Here is a 23078-nt window from a genome sequence, read left to right as displayed (position 1 = left end):
CAAGAAAATTGTGGAAAGGTAATGATATAGGAGGGATAAGAAATGTTATCAAAAAAACCGGCGGCCAGAATGGTCAGCGCCTTTATTCTGACCGGTTCTCTTTTAGGGGCAGGTGCATCGTTTTCAACAGAACCTGTTGAGGCTGCATCCACAATGGATTCCGCTTCTGCCATAGCTAAGGATCACGCTCTTACCACCTTACATGAAATCTACAACAAAGCTTTTTCAGGAGAAATGCCTTATACTGCCATGGGTTTGAAAATTAATGAAAATACCCAAAAAGAAGTATATGAGACATTTGGTTCTCCCCCAGAACCAGGTAACACAGATGAAACTTTTGACTATTACCATGCAGAAATGGGGCATCCAGGTTTTGCATTTGCCTATAACGCCGACAAGACCATCTCACAAATCCGATATTTCGGGACAAATGTGGAACGGGACCATAATCTAGGAAGCATCACACCTAAAGTATTAGGAAATCAACTCGGCAGTGCTGACGAAATACGCCATATTTCCAGTACGAATGAAATCAACTACATTTACAAGACAGGGAATTATGAACTTCAATTCATTGTCGGTGAAAATCAAACTGTAGATCATATCAATCTACTCGAAGCTAAATAAAATGTACAATAAAATGGTTGTCGAAGGTTGCAGAGAATGAAAAGTATCTCTGCAACCTTTTTTGTTTCAAGCCCCTCCCCTTCTTTCCCTTTCAACTTCAAAGCCGTGTACTGCCAAAATCAGATAATGGAAGCAAAACGGTCATTTCATTTACATAAACCATACTTACCCCAAACGTCCGATTTAAGAGCCCCGAAAAAAACAATAACGGGGACCCCGTCAAGGTAGATCACGTGGATCTGATTTCCGGTGAAGTAACCGGGAAAGCAGAGCCTGGAACACCTGCTTATAATAAAGCCACCAATGATACGACAAAAGTGGTTAAACGCTTTGCAAGTAAAGACTGGAAAACCGATTGCGATGGTTTTCATGCCATCACTTACAAAGTCAAAGCCGAGAAGGATCAATATTTCCGTTTGCGCGGCACGAATCTAGGGGAAAATGTCTCTGGAGAAACGATGGACGGTGAACCGCTGATCGATAAAAAGACTGAAATCGAGGATAACGAAATGCGTTTTTCAGAAATAAACAATCGTAACTATAAAGACCTTTGGTTCTATTCAAACCCTATATTCGTCAGCGTAGAGGATAAATAATCATGGTAAACACTAAGTTAAAAAGAATACTGCAATAGTTCTGGACCAAAAAGTCCCTCTCCCAATTAGCGGAAGAGGGGCTTTTTGCCCCTTAGAATTTTAATGTACACTTCCCTTCCCTTTCGTTTTATTTCACTTCCTTGCATGAAAAACCGTATAATTCACCAAGTTTCATTAACACTAATGATATAAGTTATTTTCATTGACTTTTTTCCTTTTCTTGTATAGTATCACAGAGTATCAATCCCTATCAGATTACTAGGAGGTTTACCCAAATGAAAAAAATGGTTGCACTTTTATCGCTATTGTTAGCTTTCACGGTCGTACTAACCGCTTGTGGTACCAATACCAAAAATGAGGCAAACGATACCGACAATAAATCTTCATCACAAGAAAGTCTTTATGATAAAGTCAAAAAAGATGGCGTATTAACTGTTGGAACTGAAGGTACATATCCTCCTTTCACATTCCACGATGATTCAGATAAACTAACGGGGTTTGATGTTGAAATTGCTAAAGAAGTGGCAAAACGCCTTGGAGTGAAAGCTGAATTCAAGGAAACACAATGGGACGGCATGTTTGCAGGCTTGGATGCTAAACGTTTTGATATGATCGCAAACCAAGTGGGCATCGATGAAGACCGTCAAAAGAAATATGATTTCTCTGACCCATATATTCAATCAGGGGCCGTATTGCTTGTACACAAAGATAATTCGGATATTAAATCCTTCGATGATTTGAAAGGCAAGACCTCTGCACAATCTTTAACGAGTAATTACAATGATCTAGCCAAATCTCATGGTGCTGAAGTTACAGGCATTGAAGGATTTTCTCAATCCGTACAGCTTATTGGTTCTAAACGTGTAGATGCAACGATCAATGACAAATTATCTTACCTTGATTATAAAAAGCAACACCCGGATGCACCTATCAAAGTCGCTGATGAGGAAGAAAGCGGTGTCGCAAGTGGTTTAATGTTCAGAAAAGACAGCGGCAAATTAGTGGAAGAAGTAAACAAAGCACTTAAAGCAATGAAAGACGACGGCACGTACGCGAAAATCTCGGATAAATGGTTTGGTGAAGATGTTTCTCCTAAGTAATATTTTCACCGACCCCGAGCGTATGAACCAGCTTGTTTCCATCGCTCAAACCTCCCTCTATCCGATGATAGAGGGAGCTATTCAATATACGATTCCACTAACATTGATCACATTCGTTCTCGGCCTTATTCTCGCTGTACTCACAGCATTGGCTAGATTATCTTCCATGAGAATTCTTCAAATAATTGCGCGTGTATATGTGTCAATCATCCGCGGGACACCATTACTTGTGCAATTATTTATCATTTTCTATGGACTTCCAAATTTAGGTGTAACTATCGATCCTTTCATTTCGGCTATTATAGGATTCTCTTTAAATGTAGGAGCATATGCTTCGGAAATTATACGAGCAGCCATTTTATCGATACCAAAAGGGCAATGGGAAGCAGGCTATTCAATCGGGATGACATATACCCAAGCGTTAAAGCGCATCATTTTGCCTCAAGCAGCCAGGGTATCCATTCCCCCATTATCCAATACGTTCATTAGCCTATTAAAAGATACATCGCTTGCATCACTCATTCTTGTAACGGAATTATTCCGTAAAGCCCAGGAAATCGCTGCAAAAAACTATGAATTTTTACTACTTTACATGGAAGCAGCTGCTTTATATTGGATTTTGTGTACGATTCTATCTTTCATTCAAGGAAGTTTAGAGGAGAGACTTAATCGTTATGTAGCAAAATAAGAACCGCAGTAGTTAAAGGAGATTTTAAAATGATCAACATTAAGAATCTTCATAAATCGTTTGGTGACCTTGAAGTATTAAAGGGCATCGATTTGGAAGTGGAGCAAGGCAAAGTCATTGTATTGATCGGTCCTTCCGGTTCAGGTAAAACGACCTTTCTTCGGTGTTTGAATCTCCTTGAGGTGCCCACGGACGGGACGATTGAAATCGATGAAACGGTAATGGACTTCAAAAAACCCGTTAGAAAAAATTCGATTACATCTTTTCGCAGTTTGACAGGGATGGTTTTCCAAAGCTATAACCTCTTCCCCCACAAAACAGCTTTGGAAAATGTAATGGAAGGCCCCATCATTGTAAAAAACATCGCCAAAAATCACGCGAAAGAAACGGCGGCTGCCCTGCTTACAAAGGTGGGCTTAGGTGAAAAAATCGATTTTTATCCGTTTCAATTGTCCGGCGGTCAGCAGCAACGGGTCGGAATTGCAAGGGCCCTGGCCATGGAGCCTAAGGTGATGCTATTCGATGAACCCACTTCCGCTTTGGATCCCGAACTAGTGGGAGACGTCCTGCAGGTCATGAAAGACCTGGCGAAAGATGAAGGCATGACAATGATCGTGGTAACCCATGAAATGCGTTTCGCCCGCGAAGTCGCCGATGAAGTCATTTTCATGGATGAAGGAAAAATAATGGAGCGGGGAACACCCGAGCAGATTTTTACAAACCCTAAAGAAGCACGTACACGAAAATTCCTCAATATGATTCAATAAAAAAACGGTGCTATTCAAGCACCGCTCGCAAAACCCCCCATTTTTAGAAATGGGGGGTTTTGCCCATCATTATATCAATGAGATGCTTGGACCTGTTTAGTCTGTGTCCGTGCATGGTATAGCTGAAAAAGAATCAAAGCAAAAACGGAAAGGATGGCACCCGATATAAATGGTAAATCAATCGAAATCGAAAATAACCAACCGCCGATCGGAGGACCGGCAATCCTGCCGAACGAGTCGAAGGAAGATAGCAATCCCGTGACACTGCCATGGCCCGACATGGAACTTTTGGTAAGCAGTGCCGAAATGGCAGGCCGGATGAACCCATTACCCACTCCGAAAATCGTCAGGAAGACCGCCGATGTCCAGAAGCCGGAAGAAAACAAGATGAGAATGAAACCGACTCCCGAGACGATGATTCCCATTCGTATGACCGAACCTTCCCCATATTTCTTTGTCATCCTGCCCACTAATCCACCTTGAACGATCGCACTCCCAAACCCCATGATCATAAAGATATAGCCTAATTGCACAAGACTTATATCAGCCTTTTTGGCTGCAAAATAGGCGAAAGTCGTTTCTAGTCCTGCCATTGAAAGGGTGACGATCATTTGCAAAAAGAACATGGTTTTAAGAGGCCCTCTAAAGGCTTTCCACATGGACTCTTTATTTTTTGACTGTTGGGCCCTCTTCTCTACTGTATGTGATTCCTTCAGTATTGCAATCACTAAGAATAAAGTAATCAAAGAGGATATTCCAGCAATGTAAAACGGCAAGTTCAAACTTGATTTGGAGAATACCCCGCCAATCGCCGGTCCAAAGATGAATCCAAGCCCTGTGGCGGCCCCGATGATTCCCATCCCTTTTCCCCGATCTTCCGGCGTCGTGATGTCAGCCACATATGCCATTGCGGTTGGCATGTTTGCCGATGACAAAATCCCGCCAATGATTCTGGCTGCAAATAATACCCATAAGGAATCTGCCGAAGCCTGGATGAAAAACGAAAGGGCCAGTCCAGCAATCCCGATAATCATGACAGGCTTACGCCCTATCCGGTCAGATATACGTCCCCATATCGGGGCAAAAAATAATTGCATCAGTGAATAAACAGCCATTAAAAGGCCTAGCTCTGTAGGACTGCCACCAACCTTTTCAGCAAGGAACGGAATGACGGGAATGATGATCCCAAATCCGACCATGACTAAAAACATCACTAAAAAAAGTACGGGTAACACCTTTTTTGTTTCCATTATATATTTCTCCTTTTATTCTTCCACATTCGCTACGTACATTGGAACGAATTCCGAAAATCCCATTACTTAGCATAATCTTCCTAGCAATTCTTTAAACAGTTTATCATACAACCTTTACCAAATCAGTATGAAGCACGATCTTCTTTCGGAAACTCCCTTAAATAAATAAGAACCAGCATAAATATCCTCAACTCTACAGTCATTTCTCCTGTAATGGCACTTCGTTATTTTCACTGTGTTTCGTGAAATCAATGGCATGAGTTCGTTAAAAATCTTTTCCTCCCCTTATTTTTTCTTAAGGGGTACTCTATACTGTAGGGTATGATTGATGTTTGGGAGGTAGAAGAATGTCTAATGATCAGTGGATTTTAATTATTGACGATGAAGAAGATTTGGCACGTCTCATGGAGACAGTTTTACATAAAGAAGGTATCCCCAATATTATTACGGCGGGGACGATTGCGGATGGGTGGGCAAAGTTTCAGAAGTTCGATCCATCACTAGTCTTGCTGGATATCATGCTGCCAGATGGTGAAGGCTATGACTTATGCAAGCAAATTCGTGAAGTGTCGAATGTGCCGATTTTATTTTTGTCGGCAAAGGATGAGGAAATTGATAAGCTTTTGGGGTTGGCGATTGGCGGGGATGATTATATTACCAAACCATTCAGTCCGAAAGAAGTTGCCTATCGAGTAAAGGCGCAGCTTAGGCGGGCGGGCTATACAGAGGAGAAAACATCACCGAAAAAATTGCAAATTGGTCCATTTGAGCTTAGTTCAAATGAAAATGAAGTGAAAAAGGATGGCAAAACCCTTGAGCTGACAGCTAAAGAAATCGGTCTGATGAGCTGTTTTATGCATCATCCGAATCAGATCTTGAGCAAGGAAACTTTGTTTGAACATGTGTGGGGCGATGATTTCTTTGGCTCTGATAATACAGTGATGGTCCATATTCGCCGTTTACGCGAAAAAATCGAAGCAGATCCTTCAAAGCCATCTTTTCTAATAACCGTTAAAGGGCTTGGTTACAAATTACAGACCAAGGGTGAAACAAGATGAAGTGGAAATTGACACGGCGCTTTTTAGGATCCGTTGTGACAATTGTTGTAATCGTAGGAATCGTAAATACAATTTTACTTTTATGCTTACTCTTTGTTCATTTCGATACGGAAGAGGAATCTGCGGAGAACTTTAGCCGATCTTTTTCACAATATGTTGAACTAATAGATGACAAACCAAAGGTAAATGAAGAAGGACTGGAAAAACTGCGGAACACGAACGCCTGGATACAATTTTTGAATGATAAGGGTGAACAAGTAGCAGCCTATTACACACCTCAAAAATTGCAAACCGTATATTCTCCAGTTGAAATCGTCCAAATGTATAAGTATAAAGAAATTGATGCAGAGACGACTGTTTTTGCCGGCGAAGCTCGTGATTTCAGCTATTTTGTAGGGGTTAAAGATCGAGGAATAGGCCGATATGTACTGTCCTATAATTATGTTCACATTTTAAAGTACTTCAACATCATACTTTTACTGTTTTTAACGGTGGATATCATTATTGCCCTAGTCATTGGACTATTATTTGGTAAAAGATTAACGACACCACTTAACACTTTAATTGAGGGAATTCAGCAGCTTCGTGAAAGACGTTTTAAAAAGATGAGTATACCAAAAGGCGTCTATGAAGATGTATTTCACAATATGAATGAACTATCGGTAAAGTTAGATCAGTATGAAAAAGAACGTGATCAACTCGACCAAATGCGTGAGGAATGGATTAGCAATGTTTCTCATGACATGAAGACACCGCTTGCATCCATCCATGGTTATACAGAATTGATGAAAGACAATGCCACTGAATTAACACCACAAGAATTGTATGAGTTTACATCCATTATTAATAGACAGTCCGTATATATGAAAAATCTGTTGGATGATCTCAATTTAACGATGCGTTTACGCAACCAACGACTTCCCTTGCAATTTGAAGATGTAGATATCGTTGGGTTTATAAGAGAAATGACGATAGAGCTCTTAAATGATTCACAATTTGGTGATCGACAGGTCGAATTCGAGGCAAATGTGGATAAAGCAATGAATAAAGTCGATAAAAATTTACTGAAACGGGCAATTTTTAACTTTATCTACAATGCGCTCGTACATAATGATGAAAATGTCGTCGTGAAAATACAAATTGATGATATTCATCTACAATCAGAACATCATACCCAGATTACCATTGCCGATAATGGCCGCGGTATTCCCTCCAAAGATTTGGATCAGGTTTTTGAACGCTACTATCGAGGTACGAATACTGCCAGTAAACATGGGACCGGCTTAGGAATGGCCATTGCAAGGGACATTATCCTGGCTCATAAAGGTAAACTGGATTTGACTAGCATTGAAAATAAGGGAACAACCATCACGATACTTATATAATTTATTTTTCCTGCAGAGAAAGGGCTGTCCATAACAGACAGCCCTTCTTTCCTATTTATTTTGGTTGTGCCTTTTTTGGAATATCTTCAAACTTCACTTCATCATATGACGAAACTTCATCACCATTTTTCACGTACATCTTTAAGTAAGCATCTTTTCGAAGATTTTTTTGTGCCGTGAATTCAAGCGGTATCGTTTCACCATCTGCATTTTTGGCGTCAAGTTTATAAGAATAGGAAGTCATCACTGTACCATCATCCAGTTTGGTTTCATGCTGGACCCCATCCTCTGTAATTTGCAAATAATAATTATCGGCATTCATGCGATTAAAGTCAATTTTAGTAAGCGCGAATACTCCTGCCGCTCCAAGTATGAACAATATGCCAACTACCATAAAAAATTTCTTCATTTAGATCATCCTTCTGTTTTATTATTTTGTGTGATAATACGATTATAAGAAGCTACCGTTAAGATATAATACAGACCGTAAATAATCGTATAAGCGATCATCCAGATTAATACAGGTTTTGCCAAATTCATCATCAATAACCCCGAGAAGGCTTTTAACGCAACCGCACTGTGCAATAGCCCGACTGCCAGCGGGACGAAAAAGATTACAAACACTTGGGATGCAATGGATTTCCGCATTTCTTTTGCGTTAACGCCCATTTTATGAAGCATATTGTATTGTGATTTATCTTCCTCAGCTTCCGTTAGAACTTTAAAGTAAATGATACTGCCTGTTGCCGCTAAAAAAACCAGACCAAGAAAACTGCCGATAAAGAGCAATGATCCTACACTTTCAATGCTTGCTTGAAAATCTTGAGGCGCACTGGAAAATAGAGCTTCTTCAGGTATTTGTTTTGATATTTTTTCAGATAAATCCACGGAGGCTTGATCAACACCGATAGCACGATAGTTCAGGGCTTCCCCTTCTTTTTGCAATGATTTAAATTGATCATTCGATACAACCACTGCAATGCCTGCTGTTTTGGCATTTAAAACCGTTTGTGTTTTAAAACTTTGGAATGTTATCGCCGTGTTGTCTTCTGTCTTTATCGTCTTGTCCTTGTATTCAGGTGAGAATCTTTTGTCATATCCAATATCTAAAATGACTGCTTTTCCATGATTCACATGCAATGCTTCCTTACCTTGTACATCTGCCAATTTGTTATATGTTCTTTCATCGATTACCGTGTAAATCCTTTTATCCGAGTTATCGAATGCTGATTCCTCGCTTAGTTCTTTCGTATTAAATGTGATAGATAGTGCTTCAACATTTTCATCATACTTTGTATCTGGCAATATGGCGGTGACTTGATGATCGCTTTTTACATCCGTTTGCTGATACATGAAGGTATTCGGATCAACGGTCATAACTTGGTCATTCGCGTTGTAATAAAGACCATAGACCGCACCTCCAGCCGTTACCGTTGTAGCACTTAACACCGCAATTACGGTCAATGTCCTTGCATTCCCCCGAATGCGATAAAGCAATTGCGAGACCGTCATCAGATGCAGGCCTTTCCATAGCCATTTTTCATTTTTCTTGATCACGGCTAACACAAAGCCTGTCACGCTATGAAACAATAAAAATGTACCGGCAATAACAGTTGTCAAAATAATGAGTGCCGTCATCAAAAAGCCAATCTTTTCCCACACTTTAGAAGTAAAAAGATCTTGCATCGCCAACCAATATCCGATGACAATCAGAAAAATTCCCAGAAAGGCTACAATCATAGATGGCTTCGGAGCCGCTTCCCCCTTTTTCGATGCATGGAAAAGATCAATTAGTTTAAATTGGTAAATTAAACGATAGCCCTGGAATGATGTCACCAAGAAAATAATAAGAAATACGATAGAGGTGTTCAAAGCTGCAGATCCTGAAAATGTAAAAGGTGCGATGACATCATAGCCCATTAAATAGATCAAGATCGTCATGAACCCTTTTGAACATAGAAATCCAAGTAAAATCCCTACAACTAATGAAACCAAGCCTAGCAATAGATTTTCAAAGAAGAGCATAAAGCCAATCTGGCGATTACGTACGCCAAGCAATGCATATAATGCCACTTCTTTTTTACGCTTTTTCATGAAAAATGAATTGGAATAGGCAATAAAAATGGCAACGAAAAAAATCAGGATGACGGCCGCACCACTCATTAATGAACCTAATTTCTGTGATGAAGCCGTTTGTTCTGCAACTGCATCACTATACTTCAATGTTACAAATGTGAAGTAGATGATAATGCTAAATACCATGGATGCGATATATAAAAAATATTGGGAAAGGTTCCGGGCAATATTTTTTCTCGCCAGACTAAATAACGTCATCTACCTCACCTCCAATTGTTGCAAGGACATCCATGATTTCTTGGAAGAAAGCTTTACGTGATTGGCCACGACGATAAATTTCTGTTGAAAGTGTACCATCCTTGATGAAAATGATCCGCCGGCAGAAGCTTGCGGCATATGCATCATGTGTCACCATCATGATGGTGGAATTATTATTTTCATTTAGTTCACTTAAGCTTTCCAGCAGACCTGTTGCAGATTTTGAATCAAGTGCACCTGTTGGCTCATCTGCCAGGATCAATGCCGGCTCTGTCACAAGCGCTCTGGCTGCAGCTGTTCTTTGCTTTTGCCCACCGGAGATTTGGTATGGATATTTAGCTAATAAATCTTCAATCCCAAATACTTTAGCAATACGATTCACCAATGCAGTAATTTCTTTCGCTGGAATTTTCGAAATCGCCAGTGGCAATAATATATTTTCCTTCACAGTCAATGAGTCTAGCAAATTGTAGTCCTGGAAGATGAAACCCAGATTTTCACGTCTGAAATCCGTTAAGTCCGCCCCTTTCATATCGTGAATGCTCGTATCATTCATATAAATTTTCCCCTCAGTCGGCGAGTCGATAGTTGCCAACATATTGAGCAAAGTCGATTTCCCCGCTCCAGAAGGTCCCATGATTCCTACAAACTCCCCTGCATGAATGTCAAAAGATATATTTTCCAACGCCGTATAGGCAGCGCTTGATTTACCATATGTTTTTTTTATATTTTCCACTTTTAATAATGGTTCCATTTGTTTCACCTCTTCAGTATGGTTGATACATTTATCTTACATGCTCATTCTTACAGCATCTTTGTGCCAACCTTACAGCAAGCTTAAATCCATCAAAAAAACGCCTTCCACTTATGGAAGACGTTAAAGTAAAAGTATTTAACTTTGCTTCAGAAGCCTGCGGTCGATAACAAAATTACCAAATGGAATGAATGAAACGATGAAAATCATCGCCATTTTTAAAAAGGACCATTTTGATATGATGCTCACATAAAGTAATAAAAGCCCAAACACGACAAACAGGAAACCATGGATGCTGCCTAAAATGAGTGTTGCTTCCCCAATATCCAATATGTACTTAATGGGCATACCAATGGCAAGCAATAAAACATATGAGATTCCCTCAATTATTGTAATAAACCGAAACCATCCAATAGCTGTCGAAAACATTCTCTCATCCCCTTATTGTACAAGTATGGCATACAAATCCAGCTTCCTGTCCCAATCCAAAGCCCGTTACTCTATCATATAATATTACGGTGACACCCACTAATAAATAGTACCAGGTTTTCCTAAAAGTAGAACAACAAAAGAAGCCCAATCAAAGGATTGGGCCTGAATTTAAAAAGTGACTCTTTTTCCAATGACCGCCTACCAAGGAGCGGAAGTTAGCACAATAGCTTATTACGTCACATATTGAATTTCCCTATTTTATTTTTTAACCAGGAAGGTTCAATATTTCCTGTCGTAACACCTTTTTTACGTTCACTTCCATATTCCGCTATTTCTTCGAGACGCTTTTGTTCATAAGCTAACTTTTTCTCCGCTTTGGAAAATACATCTTCAATTTTAATCTGTGAAACAACTACTACCCCATCCTCATCTCCTATGACTAAATCACCAGGGTTAACAGTCACACCGCCACATGTGATCGTCGTATTAACTTCTCCCGGTCGCTCTTTACACGGTCCCTTTGGCGTGAATCCCTTTGCAAAAATCGGAAATCCCAATTCACAAAGAGCCTCTTTGTCACGAACAAACCCGTCTATGATAATCCCCTCAAGTCCTACTGCGTGCGCAGCTCCAGCCATTAACTCTCCTAGGTAGGCGTTTTCTTTGTGACCTTTCCCATCCGCAATTAACACATAGCCTTCACTTCCACCATAGATGGCTTGATGAAGAATTAAATTATCTCCCGCCCTCATATCAACTGTCATGGCTGTTGCTATCACTTTCATTCCGGATGACACAGGCTTTATCTTATAATCCATTACACCAGTATTAGAATCATGCAAAGCATCTGCTATAAGGGTCGTATTTAATTTTTTCGCTCTCTCAATGATGGACTTGGATATTAAAGGAGGCTTTGGTTTTAATCTATTCAATTGAAAACACCTCTTTTTATTTTTTATTGATCGTTTCAATTCTGCATGGATAATATGGCTAAATTGATAATGCACCGAAAAGGATAGCTGTAATTATCATAACCAATGCTGTTCCGACAGCGTATTTTAGTGAAAATTTTATATGCTCCCTAAACTCTATGCCGACAAGTCCAATCAATACGTATACCGACCCGACCAATGGACTTAATAAATGTAATGGCTGTCCTAATAGAGAGGCTTGTGCTATCTCCAGTTTATCGATACCGAACCCCGAAGCAGTTTCAGCAATGATTGGAATAATACCGAAATAATAAGGGTCATTTGCCATTACAAACGTAAATGGCATACTGGTCAGTCCCACAATTACAGGCAATTGTGGACCTAGGAAGTCAGGTATGATATGCACTAATGTTGAAGCCATGGCATCAACCATTTCTGTTCCCTCTAAAATCCCTGCGAAAATACCTGCAGCAAAGATCAGGGAAGTGACAGTTAGAATGTTTCCTGCATGCGCTTCGACTCTTCTCTGTTGCTCTTTTAAATTCGGGTAGTTTACAACCATGACTATGACAAATGCAATCATAAATAGAGCGGGTAATGGCAAAATGGCTTTAACTAGGGCAAAAATCAATAATAGTGTAAGAACGATGTTGAACCAATACAACTTAGGCCTTTTTAATGATAGGTCGGAAGTGCCCTCAAATGATACGGCTATTTCATCTTCGGTTTCTGTATAATGACCATATACACCTAATCTTTTCCGTTCTCTTAAACCAAAAAATACGCCTAGTCCAATGATATATAATGCCCCAGCAATTATAGATGGGATAATTGGTCCTAGGAGTTCCATGGCGTCGTATCCAAAGATGGACATTACCCTTGCAGTTGGTCCTCCCCAAGGAAGAACATTCATGATTCCCATCGACATTGCTGGGAGACAAGCCAATATTAACTTGTTCATCCCTAACTTCTCGTATAATGGTAATAATGCTGTCACGACAATAAGATAAGTAATCGTTCCATCCCCGTCCAAGCCTACCAATAAAGACAATACTGCAGTAGTAACGGAAATCTTTAATGGATCCCCTTTTGATATCTTCACCATTCTTGTGACCAAAGGATCAAACATGCCTGCGTCTATTAGTATCCCAAAATATAAAATGGCAAATATCACCATGATTGCAGTTGGTGCTATTGTTTCGATTCCACTCATCATCATAGGTCCTAAATCCGTGAATCCGCCTATCAGAGCAAAAATTACAGGAATGATAATCAGGGCATTAAGGGCACTTAATCTCTTACTCATAATTAAATACATAAAAACAACAATCATCATGAATCCTAAAATGGATAACATATATACCCCCCTTATTTTGTATCCGTTTTCATTCAGAATTACTTTTAAGGGATTCACCTGAATCCCTTTTAGTTATCAACCTAGCTTTTTTTGACCTTTGGGTTTAGAATGCAGCCTGTTGTTCGGCCCTGCCTTTAGAATATAGCTTCCACCATCGTGCCCAATTGTACTTTTGATACTACTGGCGATATCGAGTAATGAGACAAGATTAATGTCAGTCTGAATTCCCATTTCATGAAAGCCATGTACTATATCTTCTGTGGGAATATTTCCAGCAGCATTAGGTGCATAGGGGCATCCACCCAACCCGGTCGTGGAACTATCAAAATCAGTGACCCCTTGCTGCAAGGCAGCTACCGCATTTGCAAATGCCATTCCCCTTGTATTGTGCAAATGTAAAGTGAACTTGAAACTTGGGAATAATCCTCTAATGATCCCTAACATTTCGGATACTTGCTTTGGGTTTCCCATTCCAGCCGTATCTGCCAAAGAAACTTCGTTTACGCCCATAGCCTTGTATCCTTCAAGAATGGATACTATCTTTTCCAGAGGTACCGTCCCTTCAAATGGACAGCCAAATGCTACCGCAATTGAGCCTCCCACTTCTACACCATATTTTCCAGCTAGTTCCACTATTGGCAGGTGATCCAATTGTGCTTCTTTAACTATACAGTTGGAATTGGATAGGCTATGTGAATCTGTTGCCGATAGTAATATCTTTATTTTTTTCATTCCCGCATTAATTGCACGTTCCGCGCCACGCAAGTTTGGAACCAGCGCTCGGAATTTTACTCCATCCAAGTCCTGAACCCCCTTTACCACCTCTTCAGCATCTTTTAATTGAGGTATTGCTCGAGGATGTACAAAAGACGTAACTTCAATGTGTTTGATCCCTGTACTTGCCAGACCACGGATAATGCGAATCTTTTCTTCTGTAGGTATCCATCTATCTTCCATTTGAAAACCATCTCGCGGGAGAACTTCCCATATATTCACTTTATTAGGTACGATCATTTGTTCATTTTTCATGTTAGATGACCCCTTTGGCTTTTAGATTCGTTAATGCCTCTTCAGATAAACCAAGTTCTTCGCCATAAATCTGTTTGTTATGCTCTCCCAGCTCTGGTGCACGATGACGGATACGCCCCGGTGTTTCTGAAAACTTCGGAACAATACCGGGAACTTTAATTTTTCCTAACCGGGGATGATCAACTTCCAAAATATTTTCCCTTGCTTGATAATGAGGGTCTTCAAAAATATCTTTTATGTTCAATATAGGTGAAATGGGAACACCAAACTCATCCATTTTCTTCACAAGTTCTTGTTTATTAAGAGAATTCATAAAGGACATAACAAGTTCTTGAAGTAAGCTATCGTTATTCATTCGTTCTTTATTTGTTAGATAATCAGGATTTTCTATCAAATCCGAACGCCCCATAGCTTGAGCCAGACGTTCCCATGTTTTTTGTGTACTGCATACCATAACAACCCAATGTCCGTCTTTTGTTTGGTAAGTACCGGAAGGACTTGAATGACCATGAAGCATAGGTGCTCTCTCACGTACTTTACCGAGCTGGTCATGTTCAGCAATTAGGAAATCCATCATCCTGAACATTCCTTCATATAGTCCCATCTCAACGATTTGACCTTTGTCTGCGTTAGAAGTTTCACGATGAAAGAGAGCGCTTACAGTTCCAAAAGCAATATAAATGCCTGAAATATAATCGAGTAGTGAAAATGAAGGACTTACTGGGTGGCGGTCTTGAAATCCTTGTAAATAGGTATATCCAGAAAAAGCGGTACTAGGCGTTCCAAACCCTGCCTTTTCTGCATATGGCCCCGTTTGCCCGTAACCCGATTGCCTAGTCATAATGAGACGGGGATTCACTTCCCTCAGCTCTTCATAGCCTAATCCCCATTTTTCCATTGTTCCAGGCCTGAAATTTTCTATCAACACATCTGCGGTGCTAATTAATTTTTTAAATAACTCCCTCCCATCAGTAGTGCGAATATCCAAAGTTATAGACTGCTTATTACGTGCAAGACCCGGCCACCTCAATGGTTCGGAACCCTTCCATGGTCCAAGGCCCCTTAAAGGATCCCCTTTATCCGGAAGTTCCACTTTTAACACTTCAGCTCCCAAGTCCGCTAATAAGGTAGCTGCAAACGGAGCAGCAATCACAGTCGATGCATCGATAACACGAATTCCAGTCAAAGGTCCATTTGTTGGATTATCCATAATTATTTACTTCCTCCTTGAAGTTATGAGTCTGGTATTTTTGCTAAAAAAATTGAAATGAGAACATTTATATAAATCGCCATACTTTTTTTGTTCCATCTAGCGGAATATAAAATTTCATTAAACGGAACTTTATGAATGAATTATAACAAAGCCACTTTTATCTGTCACTATAAAAGTTGAAAAATTCTGTTTTTTATAATTAAAATAAAAAAAGCGCCCAGTAAAAAGGCGCTGTAAAATCTTGTCCAAAATGTGGCTATTCTTTTGGGTCATTAAAACTTTCCGAAATCCTTAAAGCATTCATTTTCACTTCATTTTTTATTGAATCCATTAATACTTGAGTAAATCTTGTACTTGGACCAGAAACGCACAGACAAAAATTCACTTCTTGATCCAGCCCGAAAATAGGTGATGCGACTGAATTAACTCCGGCTCCTCTTTCGTCTAAACTGATAGCAATAGATTCTTTTTGAATGATTGGTAATTCGTTTGATAGACTGAATCGTAATGCTTCGGAATCTAGGTTTTTTAGAATTGATTCAACAAACGCCGGAGACTGAAAAGCCAATAATGCTTTCCCGCCTGAACCCTTCTCCAATGGAAGTGCCTCTCCGATACTTACTACATGACGAATAGATTGATTACTGCCGTATCGTGCAATACACCTTCGTTCTTTATTTTCAAGCATATATAAACTCACTGATTCTCCAATTTCATTTCTTAGTTTCTTCATAAACGGTTTTGCAAGTTCCATTATTTCAAAAGAAATGGTATTTTCCGCAATACGACCAAACTGATACATTTTATAGCCAAAATGATACTTTGAATTGGAGAAGTTTTTTTGCAGAAGACCGTTTTGTACTAGTGTTTCTAATAGTCTGGAAGTTGTTGATTTCGCCAAATTTATCTTATTCGAGATTTCCGTTAAGGATAATTCTGACTCTTCTATAGTGAAACAGTTCATTATATTAATTGACCGTTGAACAGTTCTTGACCCTTTCAATCTTTCATTATCATCCATTAAATGCTCCCCCTTTACAATTATTCACCAACTGATTCCTTGGCCATTTAAATGTACTTCATTAATAAAACGCGTGGTTATTCCAACATCCTAATTATGGTTTTCCTAAGACGCTCAATTCCGAAACCAATTCGCTCCCTCATCCATGTGCACGAAGGGAATATCCGTATCAATTACACCTTTGATTCGTTCTAAATCAACATCTTCCCCTTCGAGCCATTTCGCAAAATCTACGGAAGTCGGCTCTTGGTTCCCTCCCAAGGCAATCCAAGCTTTCATCTCTTTAGGTAAATAAGCGGATGTATGAATCGTTCCCGCCCAGCTGCTATATAAATCCGAGAAGACACCTTGATTGGTATCATTAAACAACCGATAAGCATCGTAGGCTGAAGAAAGTTTCCCTTCATGATCTTGGATGATCTCCAATCGGCGTTTCGAATCGATAAGATGGTTACGGTTTTCATTTTTCATGATTTCAAAGTGATTGGTACAGGCATTTGACGTGCGCACCTCTACATTTCTTGGGGAGGTCTCCACAATATAGGTACTTCCGCTTTTATCATAGACGACGTAAGTGAAAGAATGACGATGCGGGATTTCCTTCAGCATCGCCACCGCTTCCTGAACGTCCGCACAAGATTCAACAATCAGTCTTCCAATCATGCAGCAGATGAAACCATCACCAGGGTTCTTGCGATTCATGAAGTTATAGCCTATCACCAACCCTTTTTCGTTCATTCCATCCATTCGGCCAGTCCCTCGCTGACTAGGGCCGATACTTGAATACCCTTGATCGGTTGGCTGGAATAAGACATAGCGTCCTTCATAAGTCTTCGGGTGGTAATCATAATTGCGAATGAGATAATCATTGCCTGTCATGATTGAACAGCCCGACCGGACATAATCCAATCGGTATCCACCGAACTCTTGCAGCACGCGGTCCATTGGCCATTTCAACGCTTCTTGCAATCCGAGTAATTCTTCCCAAACTCCAGGGGCGAATTGTGTAATGGCTCTCTTGACCTCTTCTTCTTCAACCGTAAACCTCGGCTGCCTGATCTTCCACTGATCTTCACGGTTCTTTACCGTTAGTGAATCTTTTAATTCCTCCCCTTGCATGTATCCAAACTCATAATGTGTACCCCGAAATTGTATGACATCACTATATATTTGCTTCACGGCTTATCCCTCATTTACAGTAGTTGCTATTCAAATTAAGGATACTTGAACTATTGTTGAAAATAAAGAAGATAAGCCTTGAACCTTGAATCATGTCATTAGTTGAGAAGTATTTTCCCGTTATCTTACTATTGATGGAGACACGAATAAAGGCAGTGTAACGGTAAAAAGCATCTTCATAAATTAGGAAAATAAGCGGTTTTTTCGTGCTATATTAGTTATAATTTAAATTTTTGAATTAAAGGAGGGTCTTACTTTGAAGGTACTCATTGGAACAATACTTTTATCAATTAGCCTTTTATTTTGGTCTTTTTCTAATTTTGACAATTACTATCCAACAAGGGAATTTATACTTGTACATATAATAGTTAGTATCGTTGCCATTTTTATATTACTTTCATCATTAATACAATATATTAAAAATCCAAATGAAAAAATATAAAAATCATGCCCCACCTTATACAATTGGGGGATATCTCCCCACCCTGTTTAAACCATCTGAGTATTTCTGTACACTGATAGTCAATTCCTCACAACAAACTTCTTACTTACGGAATAAACTAAATTTATTTAATTTGTTATAATTTAGCCCCTACTCTAGATGAGTAAGGGCTCAGACTATTGAAAACGTATAAATAAAAAAGGCGAACTTTTCAGTTCACCTTTCAATCTACTTTTTCTTCTTTAATTTTCTACTGACTGTTTTTACGATCTTCACAATAATAAATACCACTACAACAAGAATAATGATATCAATTATACCATTTACTATATTAATACTGTGCAATGTCTTCCACTCCTTAAAATGCGTATTTATTAAATGTACCAGTTTTAGTTTTAGTAGCAACTTGTACATACGCATCGGTATATGTGTATACGACTGCTAATCCAGTATATTTAACTGTTTTATCCATACTAAATTCTTCTTTGTTAATGAATGATGCTATACACGGTGGATAATTGTTTTCGTGCGCATTGAATAAGTTCCTTTTTACTTTAATTTTCTAATTCTATCGACTCTGTAGATAATCTTATTCTCTATCTTGAATAACAACTCTAAAGGAACCAAAAGTTTGTTGACTCTCATAATTATCAGCATTTACTTCATAAGGAAATGGGAAGGCGATGAGCTGGAAATTATTTTCTCCTTCAACGTCGGGTAGATTAAAATCAAAAAGATGTCTAGTTTCTGGTGGAACAGTGGTATATAAGACGTCTGTGTTATCTCTAACTGCAACTTGTTCCCAATCTTTTAAAGCTATGATTGCATATCTGATCTCAGCATTTGTCTCATTTCCGGCAGAGAACTTAAGTTCCTTGCCTTCTTTTTCAGTCATAATTGATTGCAGCTTTTCCTGACTATTTGTGATAGATATATTTTCATTGAATCCATCCTTTACAATAGCATCAGGTTTTACTTGCTTTACTTTTTTTGCATCTTTCCCGCTGTCAGCTTTGTTGATGGAATACCGCATACTTAAAACTTGTTCTAAAATCCCTGCCCTATTTAGGTCGAGCTCCTTCAATTTATACTCTGGCTTTTGAACGATTAAAAAAGTCAATTCACTGGAATCTGAACGAATGGGAACAGAAACTTTGAAGTTTATGGAGGTGTTAGGTTTCGCATCAAAGAAAAATTTATTTACTTCCTGCCCCTTATTTTCAGCTTTGAAATTTACTTGTTTATAATCTTCAAAAATAAGTAAAGCATACTTTCTGTCCTCATCAATGTCATTGTCTACTGAGGCAACAACTGTCACTTCATTGTTTTTACTATTAAGTGCACTTCCTTCATCGATAAGTTTACCATTCAAATCTTTCAAACCATACCCAACCGAACCATACTCAGAACCATACTCAGCCGCATTCGTTTCTTTGCTTTCTTTTTCATTATCATCATTATTAGACGTGCTTAATCTTAATTCTTTAGGTGGAGATGAAGCATAAAACCAGTAAAAAACCCCAAGCAATATCAAAACAGCTAATGCAGCTATGTAGTATTTTTTCATAAAACCAATCTTCCCCGATATGCAATAAGCATATCTCTTCATTATTTTTCTACTACCAATTACCAATAGGCCTTTTTTGACCATTAACAGTTTTATACCCTTTAAAAGTATGAGTCCCAATAGCAAAATCATTCCTGAAGTATATTGAATCGTTCAATATTTTAACTCCAATATAGTCCGTCTTTGTAGAACTTGCCGATTTAGTTTGAATAAAGAACCATCACCATTAAAGGTTTTAGCTCGTGCGTAAATATAGTCCTATATCTTATCAGAAGATGATTTAGCGACTGCATAATTAGTCGATAAAATTGGGTTGTATGTACTTAAACTCATAAGAACTTTATTCTTTGCCTAGGATGGTACTACCTGTACCATCTGGTTCTTGAGTAAAGGATGTTTCTTGTGAATTTACCAGACCTTCAGTTTCAGCTGCACTTGCCCCTGTAGCAGAACCTAGTATTGATAAACCTCATGCTGTAATAATGACCTTTTCAACTTCAATATAATAGCCTCCCCTTCGTTCGATATTTTACTATATAAGTAAATAAAAGTAATTATACCAATGGTTAAATTTAGTAAAATAACATCCTTGGATACAAATTAATCCTATAATGCATAAAGCAAACAGACAAGGAATTGAAGTTAATTAGATGTGGAGAGAATAAGTTGCTCACCACACATGATAAACCAAATAAATACGCTAACCATGTAATCTCCTCTTAAATTCGATATTCACCTCATAAGTAGTAATTAAGATAAGCCTTTAAAATTTATGAAACAACTCACCACCCCATACCTCCTTCATAATCTGTAACTAGGCACATTTATGAGGGGGACGGATCATGGAGATGGAATTAACGGTACTCCATTGGATTTATGTTGTATTTATTGCATTGATAATCGGGTTTATGGTAAAACGTCGTGATACTACCCTCATCTGCATAATTGGTATTTTCCTTTTGGCCTTAGTGGCTACAGGCAGTTTAGCCTCTTCCATAAGCGGGATATTCAACAGCTTCATTTTCGCAATCACGGAATTAATGTCCACGATATTAATCATTTCCATCATCGTTGCCATGAGTACGGTTTTGACGAAGTCGGGCATTAATGATGTCATGATTGCACCATTTGCGAAATTCATTAAGAACCCTACACTCGCCTTTTGGGTAATTGGAATCGTCATGATGGTGATATCCTGGTTTTTCTGGCCATCACCTGCCGTTGCCTTACTTGGTGCAGTCCTGCTCCCAGTTGCCTTACGGGCTGGTTTACCTGCACTTGGGGTGGCGATGGCGATGAACCTTTTTGGTCATGGAATCGCATTATCAGGGGATTTCATCATTCAGGCTGCCCCTAAACTTACGGGTGATGCGGCTTCGATACCAGTCGGTGATGTCATCGCTGCGAGCATACCCCTTGTCATTACAATGGGGGTTGTCACCACCCTCTCCGCCTTTATCCTTTTAAAGCGGGATATGAAGCTTGGAAGAATCAAGGCGGATAATGTGGGATTTGTCCAAGATCAAACAATCAGTGAAAATCTGCTTACACTGGGACAAAAGAAGTTTTTTGCCGTCTTCATTCCGATCGCCTTTCTGTTGGATGTTGTGGCATTGTCGATTTTGAAGTTGCAAGGCGGAGATGCCACCGCGTTGGTTGGCGGTACAGCCGTTTTCATTTTGCTGATTTTATCCCTTGTCGCACATAAACAGCAAGGGCTTGAAAAATCAACGGCCTATTTGATCCAAGGTTTTCAATTTGGCTTCAAAGTATTCGGACCCGTCATTCCGATCGCCGCATTCTTCTATTTAGGTGATTCTGGATTCAATCAGATCATCGGTGACTACTTACCGAAAACATCCCTCGGCATCGTCAATGACCTCGGTGCCGCATTGGCGGCCTCCGTTCCTTTAACGAAAGAAATAGCCGCCGTCACATTAACCGGCATCGGTGCCATCACCGGCTTGGATGGATCGGGCTTCTCAGGCATTTCTTTAGCGGGATCTGTCGCTAAACTCTTTGGCACGGCAATCGGAGGAGGAACCGCCACCTTGACTGCACTCGGGCAAATAACAGCGATTTGGGTTGGCGGAGGTACCCTCATTCCATGGGCACTGATTCCGGCAGCTGCCATATGTAATGTCAGTCCCTTTGAACTTGCCCGCCGGAATCTGCTTCCGGTAACCATTGGTTTAGCAGTGACTACAATAGTCGCGATGTTTCTCATTTAATCGAATTGCGCCGATTTGTGTGGACTCTAAAACACGGAACGGATCTCCATTTCCGTTCCATTTTTAAAAGAAGGTTCGATTGGTTTTTACTTTTTTATAAGGATTGACCCTCATTGATTGAAGAAATTAGCACATTCCTGCCGAATAACTGACTAGCCGGGACCCCACAGGCGCTTCCGTCGAGGAGGCTTAGCAGACGTCGGCCGTATGGGAGTGGATTTCTGAAAATAACTGGAGCTTTTTAAATTTGTCTACAGTAAAAAGGACTGAAATAAATCAGTCCTTTTTTAGATGAAGAATGGGTTTCATTGGTATCCAAACGGATGCTTACATTAGAGTAAGTTTTGGTCAAGTCAGTCCGCTCTCTTAAATCAAGACTCCACAACGACTATTTAGTACATACTCTTGAATGATTTTTAAAACGATATCCTGGTTTTGCTTTATATAGAAATGATCACCCTTTAATATATGCAAGCCTTCAATATGTTCAATATATTCATTCCAGCTTTCGATACTTTCCTTCGTCACGGTATCATTCGATCCCAATAGCAAAACGGCTTTGTTTCCCACCTTTTTATCGCGTTTTTTTTCATGGTGATAGTTGGATAATACATTCAAGTCGGACTGGATTATCGGAAGGAATATATTCATGAAATCTTCCGTTTCCAGGAGTTCCTTGTTTGTTCCCCCGATTTTTTCAAGCGATTGTTTTAAATGTTTTGTATTAGAGCAATCGATTTGGTCTACTTTATATTCTGGGGATGACTTACTTGAAATGAATAAATGTTCAACTTTATTATCATCTCTCTCTTCTAATTTTGCCGCAATTTCATAGGCTACGATCGCACCCATGCTATGTCCAAACAAAGAGATGTTTTCCAGTGAATTCATTTGATGTTTCGTTTCCATTTCCTTCAATAATATATCCGTCAAATCCGTCATATGTTCACATAATGGTTCACTATATTTACTGCCATGTCCAGGGTATTCCAGCGGGATTACCTCTATCACGTCATCCTCAAATTTCCACTCTCTATAAAAAGATGCACTTCCCCCAGCATAAGGGAAACAAAAAAGTGTTTTCTTCAGTCCTTCCATCCCCTTCTCTTATGA

Annotated in this window: 21 protein-coding genes; 8 read left to right on the top strand and 13 right to left on the bottom strand. The window is 39.4% G+C overall.

The annotated features are described in order from the left end of the window. Positions 1-42 precede the first annotated feature (42 nt). From AC0VX1_RS03405 to AC0VX1_RS03385, 5 genes are all read left to right on the top strand, one after another. A complete protein-coding gene (locus AC0VX1_RS03405; protein WP_106027994.1) occupies positions 43-627 on the top strand; it encodes a YjgB family protein in 585 nt (194 codons plus the stop codon). 233 nt (positions 628-860) lie between these two features. Continuing rightward, positions 861-1223, top strand: a complete 363-nt coding sequence (locus AC0VX1_RS03400; protein WP_413023136.1) for a hypothetical protein — start codon at positions 861-863, stop codon at positions 1221-1223. Positions 1224-1498: 275 nt separating this feature from the next. Beyond that, positions 1499-2323: an amino acid ABC transporter substrate-binding protein gene (locus AC0VX1_RS03395; RefSeq protein WP_098370580.1), complete on the top strand. Its 825-nt coding sequence runs from the start codon at positions 1499-1501 to the stop codon at positions 2321-2323. Further along, positions 2307-3011, top strand: coding sequence for an amino acid ABC transporter permease (locus tag AC0VX1_RS03390; protein ID WP_191929834.1), 705 nt, complete (start codon positions 2307-2309; stop codon positions 3009-3011). The genes AC0VX1_RS03395 and AC0VX1_RS03390 overlap by 17 nt, the downstream gene beginning before the upstream one ends. A gap of 29 nt (positions 3012-3040) precedes the next feature. After that, positions 3041-3778 (top strand): amino acid ABC transporter ATP-binding protein, encoded by a 738-nt coding sequence (locus AC0VX1_RS03385; protein WP_475469880.1) that lies wholly within the window; start codon positions 3041-3043, stop codon positions 3776-3778. Positions 3779-3852: 74 nt separating this feature from the next. Here the strand turns inward: AC0VX1_RS03385 and AC0VX1_RS03380 are convergent, their stop codons facing one another. Then, positions 3853-5028 (bottom strand): MFS transporter, encoded by a 1176-nt coding sequence (locus AC0VX1_RS03380; protein WP_413009688.1) that lies wholly within the window; start codon positions 5026-5028, stop codon positions 3853-3855. Positions 5029-5378: 350 nt separating this feature from the next. On the opposite strand from AC0VX1_RS03380, the gene AC0VX1_RS03375 reads away from it, so the two are divergent. Continuing rightward, a complete protein-coding gene (locus AC0VX1_RS03375) occupies positions 5379-6089 on the top strand; it encodes a response regulator transcription factor (protein WP_106027989.1) in 711 nt (236 codons plus the stop codon). Next, positions 6086-7474 carry a sensor histidine kinase gene (locus AC0VX1_RS03370; protein WP_475469878.1) on the top strand — a complete coding sequence of 463 codons (1389 nt, stop codon included), beginning with the start codon at positions 6086-6088 and terminating at the stop codon, positions 7472-7474. The genes AC0VX1_RS03375 and AC0VX1_RS03370 overlap by 4 nt, the downstream gene beginning before the upstream one ends. Positions 7475-7529: 55 nt before the next feature. Here the strand turns inward: AC0VX1_RS03370 and AC0VX1_RS03365 are convergent, their stop codons facing one another. From AC0VX1_RS03365 to AC0VX1_RS03315, 11 genes are all read right to left on the bottom strand, one after another. Further along, positions 7530-7883 carry a YxeA family protein gene (locus tag AC0VX1_RS03365; protein ID WP_063577369.1) on the bottom strand — a complete coding sequence of 118 codons (354 nt, stop codon included), beginning with the start codon at positions 7881-7883 and terminating at the stop codon, positions 7530-7532. Positions 7884-7888: 5 nt separating this feature from the next. Continuing rightward, entirely contained in the window at positions 7889-9808 is a 1920-nt protein-coding gene (locus AC0VX1_RS03360; RefSeq protein WP_413009685.1) for an ABC transporter permease, read from the bottom strand. Continuing rightward, on the bottom strand, positions 9795-10562 hold the full coding sequence (locus tag AC0VX1_RS03355) for an ABC transporter ATP-binding protein (protein WP_413009683.1): 768 nt from the start codon (positions 10560-10562) through the stop codon (positions 9795-9797). Before AC0VX1_RS03355 ends, AC0VX1_RS03360 begins: the two co-directional genes overlap by 14 nt. A 138-nt stretch (positions 10563-10700) precedes the next feature. Beyond that, positions 10701-10991 (bottom strand): DUF3817 domain-containing protein, encoded by a 291-nt coding sequence (locus AC0VX1_RS03350; protein ID WP_034305497.1) that lies wholly within the window; start codon positions 10989-10991, stop codon positions 10701-10703. A 239-nt stretch (positions 10992-11230) separates the two neighbouring features. Continuing rightward, a complete protein-coding gene (locus AC0VX1_RS03345; protein WP_475469876.1) occupies positions 11231-11926 on the bottom strand; it encodes an RraA family protein in 696 nt (231 codons plus the stop codon). Positions 11927-11984: 58 nt separating this feature from the next. Further along, positions 11985-13283, bottom strand: a complete 1299-nt coding sequence (locus AC0VX1_RS03340; RefSeq protein ID WP_106027985.1) for a CitMHS family transporter — start codon at positions 13281-13283, stop codon at positions 11985-11987. A gap of 75 nt (positions 13284-13358) precedes the next feature. After that, positions 13359-14312: a hydroxymethylglutaryl-CoA lyase gene (locus AC0VX1_RS03335; protein WP_475469873.1), complete on the bottom strand. Its 954-nt coding sequence runs from the start codon at positions 14310-14312 to the stop codon at positions 13359-13361. Between the two features lies 1 nt (position 14313). Then, on the bottom strand, positions 14314-15522 hold the full coding sequence (locus AC0VX1_RS03330) for a CaiB/BaiF CoA transferase family protein (protein WP_106027983.1): 1209 nt from the start codon (positions 15520-15522) through the stop codon (positions 14314-14316). A gap of 259 nt (positions 15523-15781) precedes the next feature. Continuing rightward, positions 15782-16546 carry an IclR family transcriptional regulator gene (locus tag AC0VX1_RS03325; protein WP_413023143.1) on the bottom strand — a complete coding sequence of 255 codons (765 nt, stop codon included), beginning with the start codon at positions 16544-16546 and terminating at the stop codon, positions 15782-15784. A gap of 114 nt (positions 16547-16660) precedes the next feature. After that, positions 16661-17725, bottom strand: a complete 1065-nt coding sequence (locus tag AC0VX1_RS03320; protein ID WP_268563734.1) for a C45 family autoproteolytic acyltransferase/hydolase — start codon at positions 17723-17725, stop codon at positions 16661-16663. Between the two features lie 1031 nt (positions 17726-18756). After that, the gene (locus tag AC0VX1_RS03315; RefSeq protein ID WP_475469871.1) at positions 18757-19734 is read right to left on the bottom strand and encodes a hypothetical protein; all 978 of its coding nucleotides are present in this window, start codon (positions 19732-19734) and stop codon (positions 18757-18759) included. Positions 19735-20576: 842 nt separating this feature from the next. Between AC0VX1_RS03315 and AC0VX1_RS03310 the strand changes: the two genes are divergently transcribed. Next, entirely contained in the window at positions 20577-21965 is a 1389-nt protein-coding gene (locus AC0VX1_RS03310; RefSeq protein ID WP_475469869.1) for a hypothetical protein, read from the top strand. 366 nt (positions 21966-22331) lie between these two features. On the opposite strand, the gene AC0VX1_RS03305 is transcribed toward AC0VX1_RS03310, so the two are convergent. Beyond that, complete coding sequence (locus AC0VX1_RS03305) at positions 22332-23063, bottom strand: thioesterase II family protein (RefSeq protein ID WP_369316014.1); 732 nt, start codon at positions 23061-23063, stop codon at positions 22332-22334. Between the last annotated feature and the right edge of the window lie 15 nt (positions 23064-23078).

It is taken from the genome of Peribacillus sp. QJM3NY_7 (assembly GCF_056173225.1).
The sequence above is the reverse complement of the archived record's forward strand: the minus strand, read 5'-3'. Positions and strand labels throughout refer to the sequence as shown.

What these genes read in the sequence shown, in the direction of transcription:
- AC0VX1_RS03405 (WP_106027994.1), top strand. Translation starts at nt 43, where the DNA reads ATGTTATCAAAAAAACCGGCGGCCAGAATGGTCAGCGCCTTTATTCTG.
- AC0VX1_RS03395 (WP_098370580.1), top strand. Translation starts at nt 1,499, where the DNA reads ATGAAAAAAATGGTTGCACTTTTATCGCTATTGTTAGCTTTCACGGTC.
- AC0VX1_RS03390 (WP_191929834.1), top strand. Translation starts at nt 2,307, where the DNA reads ATGTTTCTCCTAAGTAATATTTTCACCGACCCCGAGCGTATGAACCAG.
- AC0VX1_RS03385 (WP_475469880.1), top strand. Translation starts at nt 3,041, where the DNA reads ATGATCAACATTAAGAATCTTCATAAATCGTTTGGTGACCTTGAAGTA.
- AC0VX1_RS03380 (WP_413009688.1), bottom strand. Translation starts at nt 5,028, where the DNA reads ATGGAAACAAAAAAGGTGTTACCCGTACTTTTTTTAGTGATGTTTTTA.
- AC0VX1_RS03375 (WP_106027989.1), top strand. Translation starts at nt 5,379, where the DNA reads ATGTCTAATGATCAGTGGATTTTAATTATTGACGATGAAGAAGATTTG.
- AC0VX1_RS03370 (WP_475469878.1), top strand. Translation starts at nt 6,086, where the DNA reads ATGAAGTGGAAATTGACACGGCGCTTTTTAGGATCCGTTGTGACAATT.
- AC0VX1_RS03365 (WP_063577369.1), bottom strand. Translation starts at nt 7,883, where the DNA reads ATGAAGAAATTTTTTATGGTAGTTGGCATATTGTTCATACTTGGAGCG.
- AC0VX1_RS03360 (WP_413009685.1), bottom strand. Translation starts at nt 9,808, where the DNA reads ATGACGTTATTTAGTCTGGCGAGAAAAAATATTGCCCGGAACCTTTCC.
- AC0VX1_RS03355 (WP_413009683.1), bottom strand. Translation starts at nt 10,562, where the DNA reads ATGGAACCATTATTAAAAGTGGAAAATATAAAAAAAACATATGGTAAA.
- AC0VX1_RS03350 (WP_034305497.1), bottom strand. Translation starts at nt 10,991, where the DNA reads ATGTTTTCGACAGCTATTGGATGGTTTCGGTTTATTACAATAATTGAG.
- AC0VX1_RS03340 (WP_106027985.1), bottom strand. Translation starts at nt 13,283, where the DNA reads ATGTTATCCATTTTAGGATTCATGATGATTGTTGTTTTTATGTATTTA.
- AC0VX1_RS03335 (WP_475469873.1), bottom strand. Translation starts at nt 14,312, where the DNA reads ATGAAAAATGAACAAATGATCGTACCTAATAAAGTGAATATATGGGAA.
- AC0VX1_RS03330 (WP_106027983.1), bottom strand. Translation starts at nt 15,522, where the DNA reads ATGGATAATCCAACAAATGGACCTTTGACTGGAATTCGTGTTATCGAT.
- AC0VX1_RS03325 (WP_413023143.1), bottom strand. Translation starts at nt 16,546, where the DNA reads ATGGATGATAATGAAAGATTGAAAGGGTCAAGAACTGTTCAACGGTCA.
- AC0VX1_RS03315 (WP_475469871.1), bottom strand. Translation starts at nt 19,734, where the DNA reads ATGAAAAAATACTACATAGCTGCATTAGCTGTTTTGATATTGCTTGGG.
- AC0VX1_RS03310 (WP_475469869.1), top strand. Translation starts at nt 20,577, where the DNA reads ATGGAGATGGAATTAACGGTACTCCATTGGATTTATGTTGTATTTATT.
- AC0VX1_RS03305 (WP_369316014.1), bottom strand. Translation starts at nt 23,063, where the DNA reads ATGGAAGGACTGAAGAAAACACTTTTTTGTTTCCCTTATGCTGGGGGA.